Raw genomic sequence first — 15,233 nt, 5'->3', positions numbered from 1 at the left:
AGCCGAACGCCCGGTGCGCCTCGTCCGACGCCCGTGTCGTCAGCTTGCGCCCGCCGTCATCGCCGGGGGCGCTCTTCCCCGGATTCGCGTGGCTGGCCAGACGACAGTCCGGACGTCTCACCCGGAATGGAAGTGTCGGATCGGGTGCGGACGGATTTCATACTCCGGCCCTGGCTACCGCCTGCGGATGAGTGCCGACCGCGAGCGTGCGTGCCGGCCTCTGCAGCCGGCGCGTCTCAGGAGAAGACCTTGCCCGCGATCCGGAGGCCGGCCACCCATACACCGATGCTCGAGCCGATGTTGGTCAGCATGAAGTTGAGGATGGTCCGCGAGACACGGTTGCGGTACCAGCCGCGCAGCGTGCCGGCATCGTCGCGCAGGGCCAGGAAATCGCCATAGGCGGGCTTGCGCACTTGCGCTTCGATGAGTGCGCTGAACAGCCCCGGGGAAATGCCCGGTGGACGGATCGGTTTGAGCGGCCCGGCAATCGCCGCGGCCAGGATGCCCAACGGATGGGCCAGTGCGGCCAGCGCGCCCAGCGCGGCGAAGCCACCGGTGATCAGCACCCATTCCTTGACCAGCTGCCGGCCGAGCTCCGCGCCGCCCTGGTAATAACCCCAGCCGATCATCGCCAGGATCAGCAGGGTGATCAGCGTCATCAGCCAGCGCAGGCTGCGGCCGGCGGGTGCGGCTTCCAGTTCGGCGCGGGTCTGTTCCGGCGACTGGCCGTCCTGTGCCAGGTGACGGGCGAGCCCGGCAAGGTGGCCGGCACCGACAACCGCCAGAACCTCACGCGCCGTGCCAGCGCTCTGGCGCAGCCGCGCGGCCATGTAGCGGTCGCGCTCGGCGATCACGGTCTCATAGAGCTCGGGGCTCGACTTGGCGAACTCGCCGAAGCTCGATTCCAGCATGTCGCCCTGCTTGAGGGTCTCGATCTCCTCTTCGCCGAGCTTGTCGGAAGCCAGCAGGCCGCCCATCAGGCTGCCCATGAGCTTCATGCGCCCGAGGAAGCCCAGCCGACGCGAGGCGCGCTTGAACGTGAGTCCGACATCACGGTCGACGAGCGCCACCGGCAGTCCGCGCTCGTTGGCCATCGTCACGGCGCGCTTGAGTTCGGCTCCCGGCTCGATGCCGAGCTGCTCGGCAAGCCGGCGTTGATAGGCTGACAGCGCCAGGTTGGCCGCGAACAGGGCCACGCGGCCCTTGCGGATCACGTCCACCAGGTTGAGCTTGGCCAGGGCATCGGGATCGCTGATCGCCTGCAACCGCTGCGGGTCGAGTTCCACCGCCACTGCATCGAAGTCGCCACTGCCGATCGCGTTCTCGACCGCGTCGACACTGATCCTCGATACGTGGGCCGTGCCAAGCAGGGTGTAGCGCACGCCGTCGCGCTCGACGATCGCGTGCGGCTGCGACTGCCAGGCCGTGGCGCCAGGGGCGCCGGTCATCGGTTCGGTCATCGGGTCATTCGTTGTCGGGAGGAGAGGCGGTGCCGTCGCCGAGGGCGCGCTGCATGAGGATCGTGTCCAGCCAGCGGCCGTGCTTGCGTCCGGTACCCGGCAGCACGCCGACGATCCGGAAACCCAGGCGTTCGTGGAAACGTACCGAGGGGCCGTCCTGTGGCGGACCGATCACTGCCATCATCTGCCGATAGCCACGCTGCGTGCACAGGTCGATCAGCCGCTCCATCAGCAGCCGGCCGATCCCCTGCCCATGCTGCGCGTGTTCGACGTAGACCGAGCTTTCGACCGTGAAGCGGTAGCCGATGCGCGCGCGGAAACTGCTGGCGTAGGCATAGCCGGCGAATGCACCGTCGCGTTCGGCAACGAGATAGGGGTAGCCGGCCGCATGCAGCGCCGCGAACCGACGCCGCATTTCCGCAGCGTCGGGTACGTCGTACTCGTAGGTGGCGACGCCGCTTTCGACTTCGCGGGCGTAGAGCGTGGTGATGGCGTCGAAGTCGGCGTCGACGGCGTCGCGGAGTTCGACCGGCATCGGATCAGTCGATGTAGCGTTTGAGCAGGTCGCCATAGGCATCGATGCGGCGATCACGCAGGAACGGCCAGATCCGGCGCACGTCCTCGCTGCGGCCCAGGTCGACCTCGCAGGTCAGCAGGGTCGGATCGCCACCTGCCTGGGCCAGGAACTCGCCCTGCGGCCCGAGTACGTGGCTGTTGCCCCAGAAGTCGATCCCGGCAGCGCCGAGCGGCGAGGGTTCGTGGCCGACCCGGTTGCAGCTCAGCACCGGCAGGCCGTTGGCCACCGCATGGCCGCGATGGCTGAGGATCCAGGCATCGCGCTGGCGGGTCTTCTCCGCATCGTCGTCCCCCGGATCCCAGCCGATCGCGGTGGGATAGAGCAGCAGGTCCGCGCCGGCGAGTGCCATCAGGCGCGCGGCTTCGGGATACCACTGGTCCCAGCACACCAGCAGGCCGAGCCGGCCCACGGACGTATCGATGGGCTTGAAGCCGATGTCGCCGGGCGTGAAATAGAACTTCTCGTAGAAGCCGGGGTCGTCGGGGATGTGCATCTTGCGGTACTTGCCCGCCAGGCTGCCGTCGGCGTCGAAGACCACGCCGGTGTTGTGGTAGAGCCCGGCCGCGCGGCGCTCGAACAGCGAGCTGACCACGACGATGCCGTGCTTCTTCGCCAGCATGCCCAGGCGCTCGGTGCTCGGACCCGGGATCGGCTCGGCGAGATCGAACGCATCGACGTTCTCTTCCTGGCAGAAGTACGCACCGTTGTGCAGTTCCTGCAGGAGCACGAGCCGGGCGCCCTGCGCGGCGGCCTCCGCCACGCGCGCTTCGATGACCGACAGGTTGGCGTCGGCGTTGTCGGCGCCGCGGTCGATGATGGCGCGCTCCTGGATCAGCGCGACGGGCAACGTGGTCTTGCGGGACATGGGCTCTGCAGGGGCTGGAGGAAGACGGACATGCTACCGCGGGTGACGTGGCGCTCTGCGCCGCGACGCCCCGGCGTTCAGTGCGCGCACGGTGGCGCGCGTGGGTTCAGTGCGCGAGCAGGCCTGCGGGCAGCTGCATCGTGATGCAGTGCAGGCTGCCGTTCTGCCAGATCAGCGGGCGGCACGGCACCTGCACGATTTCCCGCCCGGGATGCGCCTGCGCGAGTACCGCAGCCGCGGCGGCATCGGCGGGGTCGCCGTAGGCGGGCATCAGCACGGCGCCGTTGACGATCAGGTAGTTCGCGTAACTCGCGGCGAGACGCCGCCCGTTGTCGACGATCGGCTGCGGCCACGGCAGCGGGAACAGCGTATAGGGCGCACCGTCGCGCGTACGCAGCGCGGCGATCTCGGCCGCCATCGCCTGCAGCTCGGCGTAATGCGGATCGGTGGGATCGTCGCAGGCCTGAAACACGATCGCATCACCCGGTGCGAAGCGGGCGAGGGTGTCGATATGCGCGTCGGTGTCGTCGCCTTCGAGATAGCCATGGTCCAGCCACAGCACCCGGTCCTGGGCGAGCCAGTCGGACAGCCTGGCGGTGAGCGATTCGCGCGAGGCATCGGGGTGTCGCTCGTGCAGGCAGCGCCAGGTGGTGAGCAGCGTGCCGGCGCCGTCGGTCTCGATCGCGCCGCCTTCGAGCGCGAAATCGATCTCGCGCCGTTCAGCCGCCTGCGAGAACACACCGGCACTGTAGAGACTGCCCACCAGCAGGTCGTCGCGGCTGGCGTCGAACTTGCCGCCCCATCCCGTGAACCGGAAATCGTTGAGGCGGAACTGGTGTTCGCCGCGCAGCGAGATCGGGCCCGAATCCCGCAGCCAGGTATCGTCGTAATCGGCTTCGACGAAACGCACGCGCGCCATGTCGATGCGGTTCGACGCCAGTCGCACGTAGGCGTAGCTCTGCACGTCCTCGTCGGGCACACAGATCACCACCGGCTGGAAGCGGGTGATCGCCCCGACCAGCGCGATATAGGTGTCCTCCACCTCGCCCAGGCGCGCGGCCCAGTCGGTATCTTCGGTCGGCCACGCGATGAGGATCGCGGACTGGGGTTCCCACTCCGCGGGGAAGCGCAATACAGGTTCGGTCATGGACTCAGCGGATGGCAGGCTTGGGGCCGACTTCGGACGCGGTGGCGCGGTTGGCGACCGCATCGATCACCTTGTTGCGCTCGAAGTACACGGTGAATGTCGGGTAGACCCAGCGATTGATGGTCGGCCACTGCCGCTTCTGGCCGCCACGCGGGTCCAGGCGCTCGCTCGGCGCGCCGAAGCGGGCTTCGACATCGGCCATCGACATGCCGCGTGTCGGCAGCGCGGCGCTCGCGGACTGCTTGGTGCGATCGATCAGCAGGGTGTCTGCGGCAGCAGGCGCGCTTGCAAGCAGTGCGGAAGCGAAAAGCATGACGGGGAGACGCAGCATGGCGGGAACTCCGGGCAGGCAGGGAATGGTTGGCGGCGTCGCGGGACGCAGGCGCCTGTTTAACAGAAATCGCGCGACGGCGATGCGCGCCGGTCCCGCTCCCGGACAAGAAAAAGGCCGCATCGCTGCGGCCTTTTCCGTCTGTCGTCCGCAGCGCGGCGACAGCGCGTCTCAGCGCTGGCGCGCCTTGAAGCGTGGATTGGACTTGCAGATCACGAAGACCTTGCCGCGGCGACGCACAACCTTGCAATCGCGGTGGCGGGTCTTCGCCGACTTCAGGGACGACAGGACCTTCATGGTGAACCTCTGGGATGGGATACGAGCAGCAAGCCGGCTATTCTAGCGGCTCTTTCCCACATGATTCAAGCGCTTGGCACGTCTCGAAGACGAAGCCGGCGCAGGAGACGCAGATGACGGCAACGGTGCCGGTTTTGACGATCGACGGCCCATCGGGGTCGGGCAAGGGCACCATCAGTCGCCTGGTCGCGCAGCGGCTGGGTTGGCATTATCTCGATTCCGGTGCGCTGTATCGCGCGGTGGGCGTGGCGGCTGGCTGGGCTGACCTCGACCTGGACGATGCCGGTGCCCTTGTGCGCTGCACGTTCGACACCAAGGTCGACTTCCGCGACGACGGCAGCGAGTTGCGGGTGATCGTCAACGGCAACGATGCCACCGACGAGCTGCGCACCGAGACCGCCGGCGCCGCTGCGTCGGCGATCGCAGCGATTCCCGAGGTCCGCGCCGCGCTCAAGGAGCGGCAGCGCGTGTTCAGGGTTGCGCCCGGGCTGGTCGCCGACGGGCGCGACATGGGCACGGTGATCTTCCCGGATGCGGCCTTCAAGGTCTTTCTGACCGCGAGCGCCGAGGAGCGGGCCGATCGGCGGTATAAGCAGTTGAAGAACAAGGGTGTTTCCGTGACAATGGACGGTCTGCTGCGCGAGATCCTCGCCCGCGACGCCCGGGATGCCAATCGGGCGGTGGCGCCGTTGCGACCGGCCGAAGACGCCGTCCGTATCGACACCACGGGCCTGGACATCGCGACCGTCGTCGAGCGGGTGCTGGCTTTGTTGCCCGGACAGGGCGGCTGACCGGCCCCGGGAGTCGTATCAGCAGTGGCGATGCCCGCAGGTGTCGCCGGTTGCCTCAGTTGTTCCAGTTGTAAGCAGTACCGCTGTATCCATGCCGGTCGTCGGGTCTCCCGCCAGCCGGTGCCATCCACCTCAACACTCACGGCCCTGCAATCCCGCGACGGCCGACCAACGGGTGGACTGCCGGCACCTCGCCCCCAGGGCGCCGCCAAGCAGTCTGAGATCACCAGGTATCCACCAAATGACCGAATCATTCGCAGAACTGTTCGAAGCCAGTCAAACCAATCTGGCAAAGCTCAAGCCGGGCTCCATCGTCACCGGTGTCGTCGTGCAGGTCCGCACCGACGTCGTCGTGATCAACGCCGGCCTGAAGTCCGAAGGCATCGTGCCGATCGAGCAGTTCCGTAACGAAGCCGGCGAGATCGACGTCGCGGAAGGCGACACCGTCAAGGTGGCGCTGGACTCGCTCGAGAACGGCTTCGGCGAGACCGTGCTGTCGCGCGAGAAGGCCAAGCGCGCCATGGTGTGGGACGAGCTGGAAGAAGCGCTCGAGAAGAACGAAACCATCACCGGCCGCATCAGCGGCAAGGTCAAGGGCGGTTTCACCGTCGACATCAAGGACGTCCGCGCATTCCTGCCGGGCTCGCTGGTCGACGTGCGTCCGGTCCGTGACCCGGTCTACCTCGAGGGCAAGGAACTCGAGTTCAAGCTGATCAAGCTGGACCGCAAGCGCAACAACGTCGTCGTGTCGCGCCGCGCAGTCGTCGAGAGCGAGCACTCCGAAGAGCGCGAGCAGCTGATGGAGAAGCTGGTCGAGGGCGCCGTGCTCAAGGGCGTCGTCAAGAACCTGACCGACTACGGCGCGTTCGTGGACCTCGGCGGCATCGACGGCCTGCTGCACATCACCGACATGGCGTGGAAGCGTGTGCGCCACCCGTCCGAAGTGGTGGAAGTGGGCGCTGAGCTCGACGTGCGCGTGCTCAAGTACGACCGCGAGCGCAACCGCGTTTCGCTCGGCCTCAAGCAGCTGGGTGAGGATCCGTGGGACAACATTGCCCGCCGTTACCCGTCCAACACCCGCGTGTTCGGCAAGGTCTCCAACGTCACCGATTACGGCGCGTTCGTCGAGATCGAGCCGGGCGTCGAGGGCCTGGTGCACGTGTCCGAGATGGACTGGACCAACAAGAACGTCAACCCGTCCAAGGTGGTGCAGGTCGGTGACGAGCTCGAGGTCATGGTGCTCGACGTCGACGAGGAGCGTCGCCGCATCTCGCTCGGCATCAAGCAGGTCACCTCGAACCCGTGGGAGACCTTTGCGGCCATCCACAAGAAGGGTGACAAGGTCGACGGCCAGATCAAGTCGATCACCGACTTCGGCATCTTCATCGGCCTGGACGGCGGTATCGACGGCCTGATCCACCTGTCGGACATCGCCTGGAACTCCACCGGCGAAGACGTCGCACGCGCGTTCAAGAAGGGCGACACCGTCGAGGCCGTCGTGCTCGCGGTCGACCCGGAGCGCGAGCGCATCTCGCTGGGCGTCAAGCAGCTCGAGCAGGATCCGATGGGCCAGTTCATGGCGAACAACCCGCGCGGTTCCAAGGTCACCGGCACCGTCAAGGAAGTCGACGCCAAGGGCGCCGTGATCGATCTGGGCGAGGGTGTGGAAGGTTATGTGCAGGCGCGTGACATCAGCGACCAGCGCATCGACGACGCCAGCCAGCACCTGAAGGTCGGTCAGGAGATCGAGGCCAAGTACTTCGGCGTCGACCGCAAGACGCGTGTCCTGCAGCTGTCGATCAAGGCGAAGGACGAGGCGGAAACCGCTGAGACCCTGGCCGAGTACAACAAGCAGGCGTCGGAAGCTTCGAGCGGCACCACCAAGCTGGGCGCGCTGCTGCGCGAACAGCTGGGCAACAAGGGCGAGTAAGCCCCTGCAGCGCCGGCCCGGGTTCACCCGGGCCGGCGCTTTCGCATCTGCAAGAACGAGATATGACGAAGTCGGAACTCATTGAACTGCTGACCCAGCGTCAGGCGCATCTCAAGGGCGAGGACGTCGACCTTGCGGTCAAGGCCATGCTCGAGATGATGGGCGGGGCGCTGGCCGACGGTGACCGGATCGAAGTCCGCGGCTTCGGCAGCTTCTCTCTCCATTTCCGTCCGCCACGTACCGGACGCAATCCCAAGACCGGCGATGCTGTCGCGCTGCCGGGCAAGCATGTGCCACATTTCAAGCCGGGCAAGGAGCTGCGCGATCGCGTCAGCAACGTGCAGCCGATGCCGGCCGACGACTGACCGCGAACGCGGTCCACTTCTTTCATGACGCCCGTGCGGTCCCTCGCATTGTTGGCGTCCAGGATCGGCTAACGGGTAGGATCGTCGACGAACCATCGGCGCGGGCGCGTATCGCGCCGTGATCCCCACGCCGGCCCGGGCCGCGTATCCGCGGCCGATCCCCACGATGGAGCGTGATCCATGGCGTTTGTCACCGAGTGGTTCTGGTTCTTCCTGCTGTTGCCGATCGCAGCGCTCAGTGGCTGGGTGATCGGGCGCAGGGGCGGGGAGCGACACAGCGATACACAGGTAAGCCGTCTGTCCACGACGTATTTCCGTGGCCTCAACTATCTGCTCAACGAGCAGCCCGACAAGGCGATCGAGCTGTTCCTGCACATCGCCGAACTCGACAAGGACACCTTCGAGACCCAGGTCGCGCTGGGACATCTGTTCCGCCGGCGCGGTGAGGTCGACCGAGCGATCCGCCTCCATCAGGGCCTGGTGCAGCGCGCGGATCTCAACGATCAGCAGAAGGTGCAGGCACTGCTCGCACTGGGCGAGGACTACATGAAGTCAGGCCTGCTGGATCGTGCCGAGACGGTGTTCAGCGATCTGGCGAGGATCGACCAGCGCGCACCGCAGGCGTTGCGGCATCTGATCGGTATCTACCAGGCCGAGCGCGACTGGCCCAAGGCGATCGAGAACGCCACCCGCTACGAGGCCGCGACCGGCGAGCCGATGGGCAAGCTGATCGCGCAGTTCGAATGCGAACTCGCCGACCGGTTCCGTTCGGCCGGTGACGCGGACGCCGCGCGCGCGGCGGTCCAGCGCGCCTATGCAGCGGATTCTGGATCGGTGCGCGCCGGCATTCTCGAAGGCCGGATCGAGATCGATGCCGGTAACGACGTCGCGGCGATCCGTGCGTTCGAGCGGGCCGCGCGGCATGACGCCGACTTCCTGCCCGAGATCCTGGGCCCGCTGCTCGCTGCCTACGAGCGGGTCGGCGACGTGCCTGGCGCGCGGAACTTCCTGTCGCAGATGACCGAGCACTACCGCGGCGTGGCGCCAGTACTGGCGCTCACACGTCTGGTCGAGCAAGAGGAGGGCGTGCACGCGGCGCGCACCTATCTCGCGCGGCAGCTCAAGGACCGACCTTCGGTCCGCGGCGAAGCGGCACTCATCGAGCTCACGCTCGCGGACGGTGTTGACCATGTCGGGACCTTGCAGGAACTGCGCCTGATCACCGAACAGCTTCTGGTGCGCAACCCGAGCTACCGCTGCAAGCAATGCGGGTTCGGTGCGCGCAGCCTTCACTGGCAATGCCCCAGCTGCAAGGAGTGGGGCACGATCAAGCCACTGCTCAACTACGCCGTGGTCTGAATATGCCGTCCGTGACCGCCGTCCTGGCGCTGGGTGTCGGCGCCTTTGCCGCCGCGTCGGCACTGACCATGGTGGCGCGGATGTATGCATTGCGACGGCAACTTGTCGATGCGCCCGGTGCGCGCCGCAGTCACCGGATTGCGACGCCGCGGGGCGGCGGCATCGCCGTCGTCGCAGTTGTCCTGCCGGTCATGGTGTGGCTCGGGCTCGTGGCCACTGGCTCGCCTGTCCTGCTGGCTGGTGCCTGCGGCCTGGCGCTCGTCGCCGCCGTAGGCTGGATCGACGATCATCGTCCGCTGTCGCCTTGGGCACGACTGGCCGTCCACGTTGTCGCCGCCGGATTGCTGGCTTGGGCGCTGGTGGCCAGCGGAGCGCCGCTGTGGTGGGCGGCGAGCGTATTCTTGCTGACGCTAGGACTGGTGAATGCCTGGAATTTCCTTGACGGCATCGACGGTATTGCCGTGACCCAAGCCATTATTTTCGCGGTCGGGATCCTGCTGATCGGACGCGGAATGGCTGCCTTGCTCGCGTTTGCATACGCGGCTGCCTGTGCGGGGTTTCTGCCCTGGAATTTCCCGAAGGCCCGCATCTTCCTGGGGGACGTCGGCAGTGGCGCGCTCGGCTATGTGGCGGCCTGCCTCGTCGCGCTCACGCCAGAGCCAAGGCCAGCCGATCTGTTGATCGTCCTTTTGCCGCTATCCGGCGTTCTCATTGACACGACCTTGACGTTATTCTCGCGCATCATCGCCGGCGAGCCGTTCTGGATGCCGCACGTCCAGCATGCATATCAGCGCTGCGTCCAAGCGGGCTATACCCATGCACGTGTCACCGGCGGCTTTGCGGCATGGACGCTGCTATCGCTCGTCGTGGCTGTGGGTACGTTAGGAGCGTCGCAACCCGTTATCATCGGAGCCTTCGCCACATGGTATGCCGTCGGTACTGCCATCTGGTTCGTTCTGCGTGCCCGGCTCCGCCGCGCCTCTGTCGTAGGGATGCGACTGCATGATTGAGTTCAAGGCCAAGCTGGGAGTGCTCGCCCCACGTGTGGCTGTGATTCTGCATGACCTGGCAATGGTGTGGTTCTGCTGGGTCGGTTTGCATCAGTTCCGTCATTCCGTGATGGAAAGCTCGCCGACCTTCTCGCTGTGGTCCACCGACATCGCCCTGATCCTGCTCGCGCAGGGGCTGATCTTCTGGCGGGTCGGGCTCTATCGCGGCCTGTGGCGATTCGCGAGCGTCCCCGACCTTCTGAACATCGTCAAGGCGTCGGTCCTCGGGTTGCTGGCGATCATGCTTGTGTTGTTCGTCTACAACCGCCTGAATCTGGTGCCGCGCACGGTCCTGATCAGTTACCCGCTGCTGCTCGCAGCACTGCTCGGGATGCCACGGCTGCTTTACCGTGCGTGGAAGGACCATGGGATGCTGCGGACGAGTCAGTCCGCGGTCCGGGTGTTGATCCTGGGCGCCGGCCAGGCCGGCGAGACGCTGGTGCGCGATCTGCGCCGTACCGGTGCCTACGATCCGGTCGGGTTCCTCGATGACGCGGCCAAGCTTCGCGGCAGCCAGCTGCAAGGGGTGCCGGTTCTTGGCCGCATTGCCGACGTCGAGCGTGTGGCACCGGAGACTGCGGCGAGTCTGCTGGTCATCGCAATGCCATCCGCCAATGCCGCTGCCATGCGCAAGGCCGTGGCGGCCTGCGAGCGGACCGGCCTGCCGTTTCGGACCGTGCCGCGTCTCGACGATCTGCTCGAAGGCCGTTCGTTGCCTGGCGAACTCAAGGAAGTCGCGATCGAGGACCTGCTGGGTCGCAAGCCCGTGACGCCCGACTGGAAAGCGATCCGTGCCTGGCTCCACAGTCGAAGCGTGCTGGTGACCGGGGCTGGGGGTTCCATCGGCGCGGAGCTGTGCCGGCAATGTGCCCGCAACGGCACCGCGAAGATCGCCCTGGTCGAGATGGACGAGCTTGCGCTGACGCGGATCGAGGGTGAGCTGCGGCGCGACTTTCCCCGCATCTCCCTGGTGCCGGTGCTCGGCGACTGCGGCGATCCCGCCGTCGTCGCCCACGCGATGCGTCTCGCCGCGCCCGATGCCGTCTTCCATGCCGCGGCCTACAAGCAGGTGCCCGTTCTGGAAACCCAGCTGCGCGAAGGCGTCCGCAACAATGTCCTTGCGACACGCGCAGTGGCGCTCGCCGCCATTGCCCACAAGGTTTCGACGTTCGTCCTGATTTCCACTGACAAGGCTGTGGACCCCGTCAACGTACTGGGCGCGACCAAGCGTCTGGCCGAGATGCTCTGTCAGGATCTTGCCGGCACGTCGTCCACGGATTTCATCACCGTGCGTTTCGGCAACGTGCTGGATTCGGCGGGCAGCGTTGTGCCGCTGTTCCGCGAGCAGATCCGTCGCGGCGGACCGGTGACAGTGACCGATCCCGAGGTCACCCGATACTTCATGACGATTCCAGAAGCCTGCCAGCTGATCATGCAGTCGGTGGCGATCGGCTCACCGCAGGCAGTCTATACGCTCGACATGGGGGAGCCGGTTTCGATCCGTCTGCTGGCCGAGCAGATGATCCGCCTGGCCGGCAAACACCCCGAGGTGGACGTGGCCATCGTCTACTCAGGGCTGCGGCCTGGCGAAAAGCTGCACGAGACCCTGTTCCATGCCGACGAACGCTACCGCCCCACGACGCATCCCAAGATCCTGCAGGCGGAAGCGCGCACAGTACATGCGGAGCGTCTCTCGCTCGCGCTCGCGAAGCTGACCGAGGGCGTCGCCCGCTACGACCTGGATCTTCTTGCAGTCACGCTGCGAGAGGCGGTCCCCGAATTCGCCCCTCTGGATTCGCCTGGAAAACACAACGGAGGTGCGACGATCGTCGCCTTTCCTCCACGACACGCGAGACAGCTATGACGCAAAGGATCCGCAAGGCTGTGTTTCCCGTCGCGGGGCTCGGTACGCGCTTCCTGCCGGCGACGAAGACGGTGCCCAAGGAAATGCTGCCCATCGTCGACCGCCCCCTGATCCAGTACGCGGTGGACGAAGCGATCGAAGCCGGTTGCGACACGCTGGTCTTCGTGACCAATCGCTACAAGCACGCGATTGGCGATTATTTCGACAAGGCCTACGAGCTCGAGGATCGGCTCGAGGCTGCCGGCAAGCACGAGCTGCTGGAAAAGGTACGGCGCCCATTGCCCGACGGCGTGCGTGCAATCTTCGTGACCCAGCCGGAAGCGCGCGGCCTCGGCGACGCGGTGCTGTGCGCCCGCCCGGTCATCGGCGACGAGCCGTTCGCGGTGATGCTGCCCGACGACCTCCTGTGGAACAGGAAGGGCGCGGGTGCCCTGCGACAGATGGCCGACGCCCACGAGGCTACCGGTGCGAGCATGATCGCAGTGCAGGATGTCGAGCGCGAGCAGACGGCCAGCTATGGCATTGTCGCGACCGAGGCGTTCGATGGGCGCCACGGCCGGATCACCTCGATGGTCGAAAAGCCCAAGCCGGCCGATGCGCCGAGCACGCTGGCGGTGGTCGGGCGTTATGTGCTCGATGGCCGTATCTTCGACCTGCTGGAGCGTACGCAGCCGGGCGCAGGTGGCGAGATCCAGTTGACCGACGCAATCGCCGCGCTGCTTGCCGAGCAGCCGGTCCACGCATACCGGTTCCAGGGCGTGCGCTTCGATTGCGGCACGCATCTGGGCCTGATCGAGGCTACGATCCGCTACGCACTCGAGAACGAGCAGCTCAGTGCCCACACGGCCGTGCTGATGCAAAACGCGCTGCAGGAAATGGGTGTGCGCGATCTGGATTGACCTGGCGATCTTCATGATCGCCTGAGGACCGACGCCCCGGCATCCGCCGGGCGTTCTGCTGTTGGAGGAGGGCGATCTCCGGTGGCGCAACGTCCTCGTGCGTCACGGGATCGATCCCGGAAAACAAAAAACGCGCCCATTGGGCGCGTTTTTCGTGGATCAGAGCCATCGACCCGGAGGCCGACGACCCATCGGTCAGGCCAGGCCTGCCTGCTTCATCACTTCGGCAGCGTAATCCTCGACCACCTTCTCGATGCCTTCGCCGACAGCCAGACGCTGGAAGCCGACGACTTCCGCGCCGGCGGCCTTGAGCACGGCTTCGACCGTCTTGTCGGTGTCGAGCACATAAGGCTGGCCGTAGAGCGTGACCTCGTTGACGATCTTGTTGATCTTGCCGCTGATGATCTTCTCGAGAATGTCGGCGGGCTTGCTCTTGTCCTTGTCGGACATCTTCGCCAGCTCGATCTCCTTTTCCTTCTCGACGAAGTCGGTCGGCACATCGCTCGCCTTGTTGTACGGCGGGTTCATTGCCGCGACGTGCATCGCAAGGCCGCGCGCCAGTTCGGCGTCACCACCCTGAAGTTCGACCAGCACGCCGATGCGGCCGCCGTGCACGTAGGCCGCGATGTTGTTCGCGCTCTCGACGCGGACCAGACGACGCACCTGCAGGTTCTCGCCGACCTTGGCGATGACGGCGGCGCGGGTTTCCTCGACCGTCTCGCCCGATTCGAGCTTGACCGACTTCAGGGCCTCGGCATCGGCGGCGCCGGAGGACAGGGCTGCCTGGGCAACGGTATCGGCGAAACGCAGGAAGTTGTCGTCCTTGGCGACGAAGTCGGTCTCGGAGTTGATCTCGACCAGCACGGCAGTGCTGTCGTTCTGCGCCGCGGCAATGCGGCCTTCGGCGGCGATGCGGTCGGCCTTCTTGTCGGCCTTGGCCAGGCCCGACTTGCGCAGCGCCTCGGCGGCAGCGTCGATGTTGCCGCTGTTCTCGCTGAGTGCCTTCTTGCATTCCATCATGCCGGCGCCGGTGCGCTCGCGCAGTTCCTTGACCAGGGATGCGGTGATTTCCATTGGGAACCTCTGAATTCGGGGGGGTGTCGTATGGGCCGTGGCCCGTGCCGCGGCGACGCCGGCAGCTACTTGGCGCACGGCGAAGCAGGTGGCCGTCCAGCACGGGACGGCCGCCTGTCGCAGCGGTTACTCGGCCGCGGGCGCTGCCACGGCGTCGTCGGACTTCTTGCCACGCGGCGCGCGCGCCGGCTTCTCGCTTTCTTCGGCGAACTCTTCCTCGCGCACGTTGCCGGCGGTCGGCGTTGCGGCCTTGCCTTCGAGCACGGCGTCGGCTGCGGCGTTCGCGTACAGCTGCACGGCGCGGATCGCGTCGTCGTTGCCCGGGATCGCGTAGTCGACGAGGCTCGGGTCGTAGTTGGTGTCCACAACCGCGATCACCGGGATGCCGAGCTTCTTGGCTTCCTTGATCGCGATGTCTTCGTGGCCGATGTCGATGACGAACAGGGCGTCGGGCAGGCGGTGCATCTCCTTGATGCCGCCCAGCGAGGCTTCCAGCTTCTCGCGCTCACGACGCAGGCCCAGCACTTCGTGCTTGACCAGCTTCTCGAACGTGCCGTCGGTCTCGGCCGCTTCCAGCTCCTTGAGGCGCGACACCGACTTCTTCACCGTGGCGAAGTTGGTCAGCGTGCCGCCGAGCCAGCGCTGGGTCATGAACGGCATGCCGCAACGCTCGGCTTCTTCCTTGATCGCATCGCGCGCGCTGCGCTTGGTGCCGATGAACAGGATCATGCCGCGCTTCTGCGCGATACCCGAGATGAAGTTCATCGCGTCGTTGAACAGCGGAACCGTCTTCTCGAGGTTGATGATGTGGATCTTGCCGCGTGCGCCGAAGATGTACGGCGCCATCTTGGGATTCCAGTAGCGGGTCTGGTGGCCGAAGTGGACGCCGGCTTCCAGCATCTGACGCATGGTGATCTGGGGCATTGCAGAACTCCTGAGGGGGAACCGGTGCCCTGCGAGGCTGTCTTGGTAAGTCCGCGCAAGGATGTGCGCCCTTGAAGGGACGCGCACACGGTTCCGGGGTTGGGCCTCCCTGTCGCCTCCGTGGCCGAACCCGAGCTCCGTGAAGAGACGTCGGGCACCCCGGCACGGGGAAATGCGGCAGGTGTGTATTCACGGGTGTCGCCCCGTGTCGGCGTCCTTCACGGCGGGCCGGGAGGGAAGCGCGCAACTATAGCCCGCTCAAGGGGTTGCCGGCAAATACCTGGGCTACGGGTCTCGCAGA

The 15,233-nt window shown here is 66.3% G+C and carries 15 protein-coding genes; 7 read left to right on the top strand and 8 right to left on the bottom strand.

The window, feature by feature from the left end; translation table 11 throughout:
• Positions 1-236 precede the first annotated feature (236 nt).
• The 6 genes from CNR27_RS11570 to ykgO all read right to left on the bottom strand — a co-directional run bounded on the left by CNR27_RS11570 (position 237) and on the right by ykgO (position 4,677).
• A complete protein-coding gene (locus tag CNR27_RS11570) occupies positions 237-1,460 on the bottom strand; it encodes a TraB/GumN family protein (RefSeq protein ID WP_096298928.1) in 1,224 nt (407 codons plus the stop codon).
• A gap of 4 nt (positions 1,461-1,464) precedes the next feature.
• Positions 1,465-1,995, bottom strand: a complete 531-nt coding sequence (locus CNR27_RS11565) for a GNAT family N-acetyltransferase (RefSeq protein WP_096298926.1) — start codon at positions 1,993-1,995, stop codon at positions 1,465-1,467.
• A 4-nt stretch (positions 1,996-1,999) separates the two neighbouring features.
• Entirely contained in the window at positions 2,000-2,902 is a 903-nt protein-coding gene (locus CNR27_RS11560) for a carbon-nitrogen hydrolase (protein WP_096298924.1), read from the bottom strand.
• 106 nt (positions 2,903-3,008) lie between these two features.
• Positions 3,009-4,049: an agmatine deiminase family protein gene (locus tag CNR27_RS11555; protein ID WP_096298923.1), complete on the bottom strand. Its 1,041-nt coding sequence runs from the start codon at positions 4,047-4,049 to the stop codon at positions 3,009-3,011.
• 4 nt (positions 4,050-4,053) lie between these two features.
• On the bottom strand, positions 4,054-4,380 hold the full coding sequence (locus tag CNR27_RS11550) for a hypothetical protein (protein ID WP_096298921.1): 327 nt from the start codon (positions 4,378-4,380) through the stop codon (positions 4,054-4,056).
• A gap of 171 nt (positions 4,381-4,551) precedes the next feature.
• Positions 4,552-4,677 carry a type B 50S ribosomal protein L36 gene (gene ykgO / locus CNR27_RS11545; protein WP_005913193.1) on the bottom strand — a complete coding sequence of 42 codons (126 nt, stop codon included), beginning with the start codon at positions 4,675-4,677 and terminating at the stop codon, positions 4,552-4,554.
• A 113-nt stretch (positions 4,678-4,790) separates the two neighbouring features.
• Between ykgO and cmk the strand changes: the two genes are divergently transcribed.
• The 7 genes from cmk (at position 4,791) to galU (ending at position 12,934) form a co-directional block, all read left to right on the top strand.
• A complete protein-coding gene (cmk, locus tag CNR27_RS11540; RefSeq protein WP_096298919.1) occupies positions 4,791-5,468 on the top strand; it encodes a (d)CMP kinase in 678 nt (225 codons plus the stop codon).
• Positions 5,469-5,709: 241 nt separating this feature from the next.
• Positions 5,710-7,398 carry a 30S ribosomal protein S1 gene (gene rpsA / locus CNR27_RS11535; RefSeq protein WP_096298917.1) on the top strand — a complete coding sequence of 563 codons (1,689 nt, stop codon included), beginning with the start codon at positions 5,710-5,712 and terminating at the stop codon, positions 7,396-7,398.
• Between the two features lie 62 nt (positions 7,399-7,460).
• Complete coding sequence (locus tag CNR27_RS11530) at positions 7,461-7,763, top strand: integration host factor subunit beta (protein ID WP_096298915.1); 303 nt, start codon at positions 7,461-7,463, stop codon at positions 7,761-7,763.
• 180 nt (positions 7,764-7,943) lie between these two features.
• Positions 7,944-9,122, top strand: a complete 1,179-nt coding sequence (gene lapB, locus CNR27_RS11525) for a lipopolysaccharide assembly protein LapB (protein WP_096298913.1) — start codon at positions 7,944-7,946, stop codon at positions 9,120-9,122.
• 11 nt (positions 9,123-9,133) lie between these two features.
• The gene (locus CNR27_RS11520; protein WP_157745425.1) at positions 9,134-10,132 is read left to right on the top strand and encodes an MraY family glycosyltransferase; all 999 of its coding nucleotides are present in this window, start codon (positions 9,134-9,136) and stop codon (positions 10,130-10,132) included.
• On the top strand, positions 10,125-12,035 hold the full coding sequence (locus tag CNR27_RS11515; protein WP_096298910.1) for a polysaccharide biosynthesis protein: 1,911 nt from the start codon (positions 10,125-10,127) through the stop codon (positions 12,033-12,035). Before CNR27_RS11520 ends, CNR27_RS11515 begins: the two co-directional genes overlap by 8 nt.
• Positions 12,032-12,934: a UTP--glucose-1-phosphate uridylyltransferase GalU gene (gene galU / locus CNR27_RS11510; RefSeq protein ID WP_096298908.1), complete on the top strand. Its 903-nt coding sequence runs from the start codon at positions 12,032-12,034 to the stop codon at positions 12,932-12,934. The genes CNR27_RS11515 and galU overlap by 4 nt, the downstream gene beginning before the upstream one ends.
• Positions 12,935-13,129: 195 nt before the next feature.
• Here galU and tsf read toward each other — a convergent pair whose 3' ends face one another.
• Both tsf and rpsB read right to left on the bottom strand, forming a co-directional pair.
• Positions 13,130-14,008 (bottom strand): translation elongation factor Ts, encoded by an 879-nt coding sequence (gene tsf, locus CNR27_RS11505; protein ID WP_096298906.1) that lies wholly within the window; start codon positions 14,006-14,008, stop codon positions 13,130-13,132.
• Between the two features lie 126 nt (positions 14,009-14,134).
• The gene (rpsB, locus tag CNR27_RS11500) at positions 14,135-14,932 is read right to left on the bottom strand and encodes a 30S ribosomal protein S2 (RefSeq protein ID WP_096298904.1); all 798 of its coding nucleotides are present in this window, start codon (positions 14,930-14,932) and stop codon (positions 14,135-14,137) included.
• Positions 14,933-15,233 lie beyond the last annotated feature (301 nt).

This window comes from Luteimonas chenhongjianii (assembly GCF_002327105.1).
Taxonomy (GTDB): domain Bacteria; phylum Pseudomonadota; class Gammaproteobacteria; order Xanthomonadales; family Xanthomonadaceae; genus Luteimonas; species Luteimonas chenhongjianii.
This window is presented reverse-complemented; position numbering and strand designations above follow the sequence as displayed.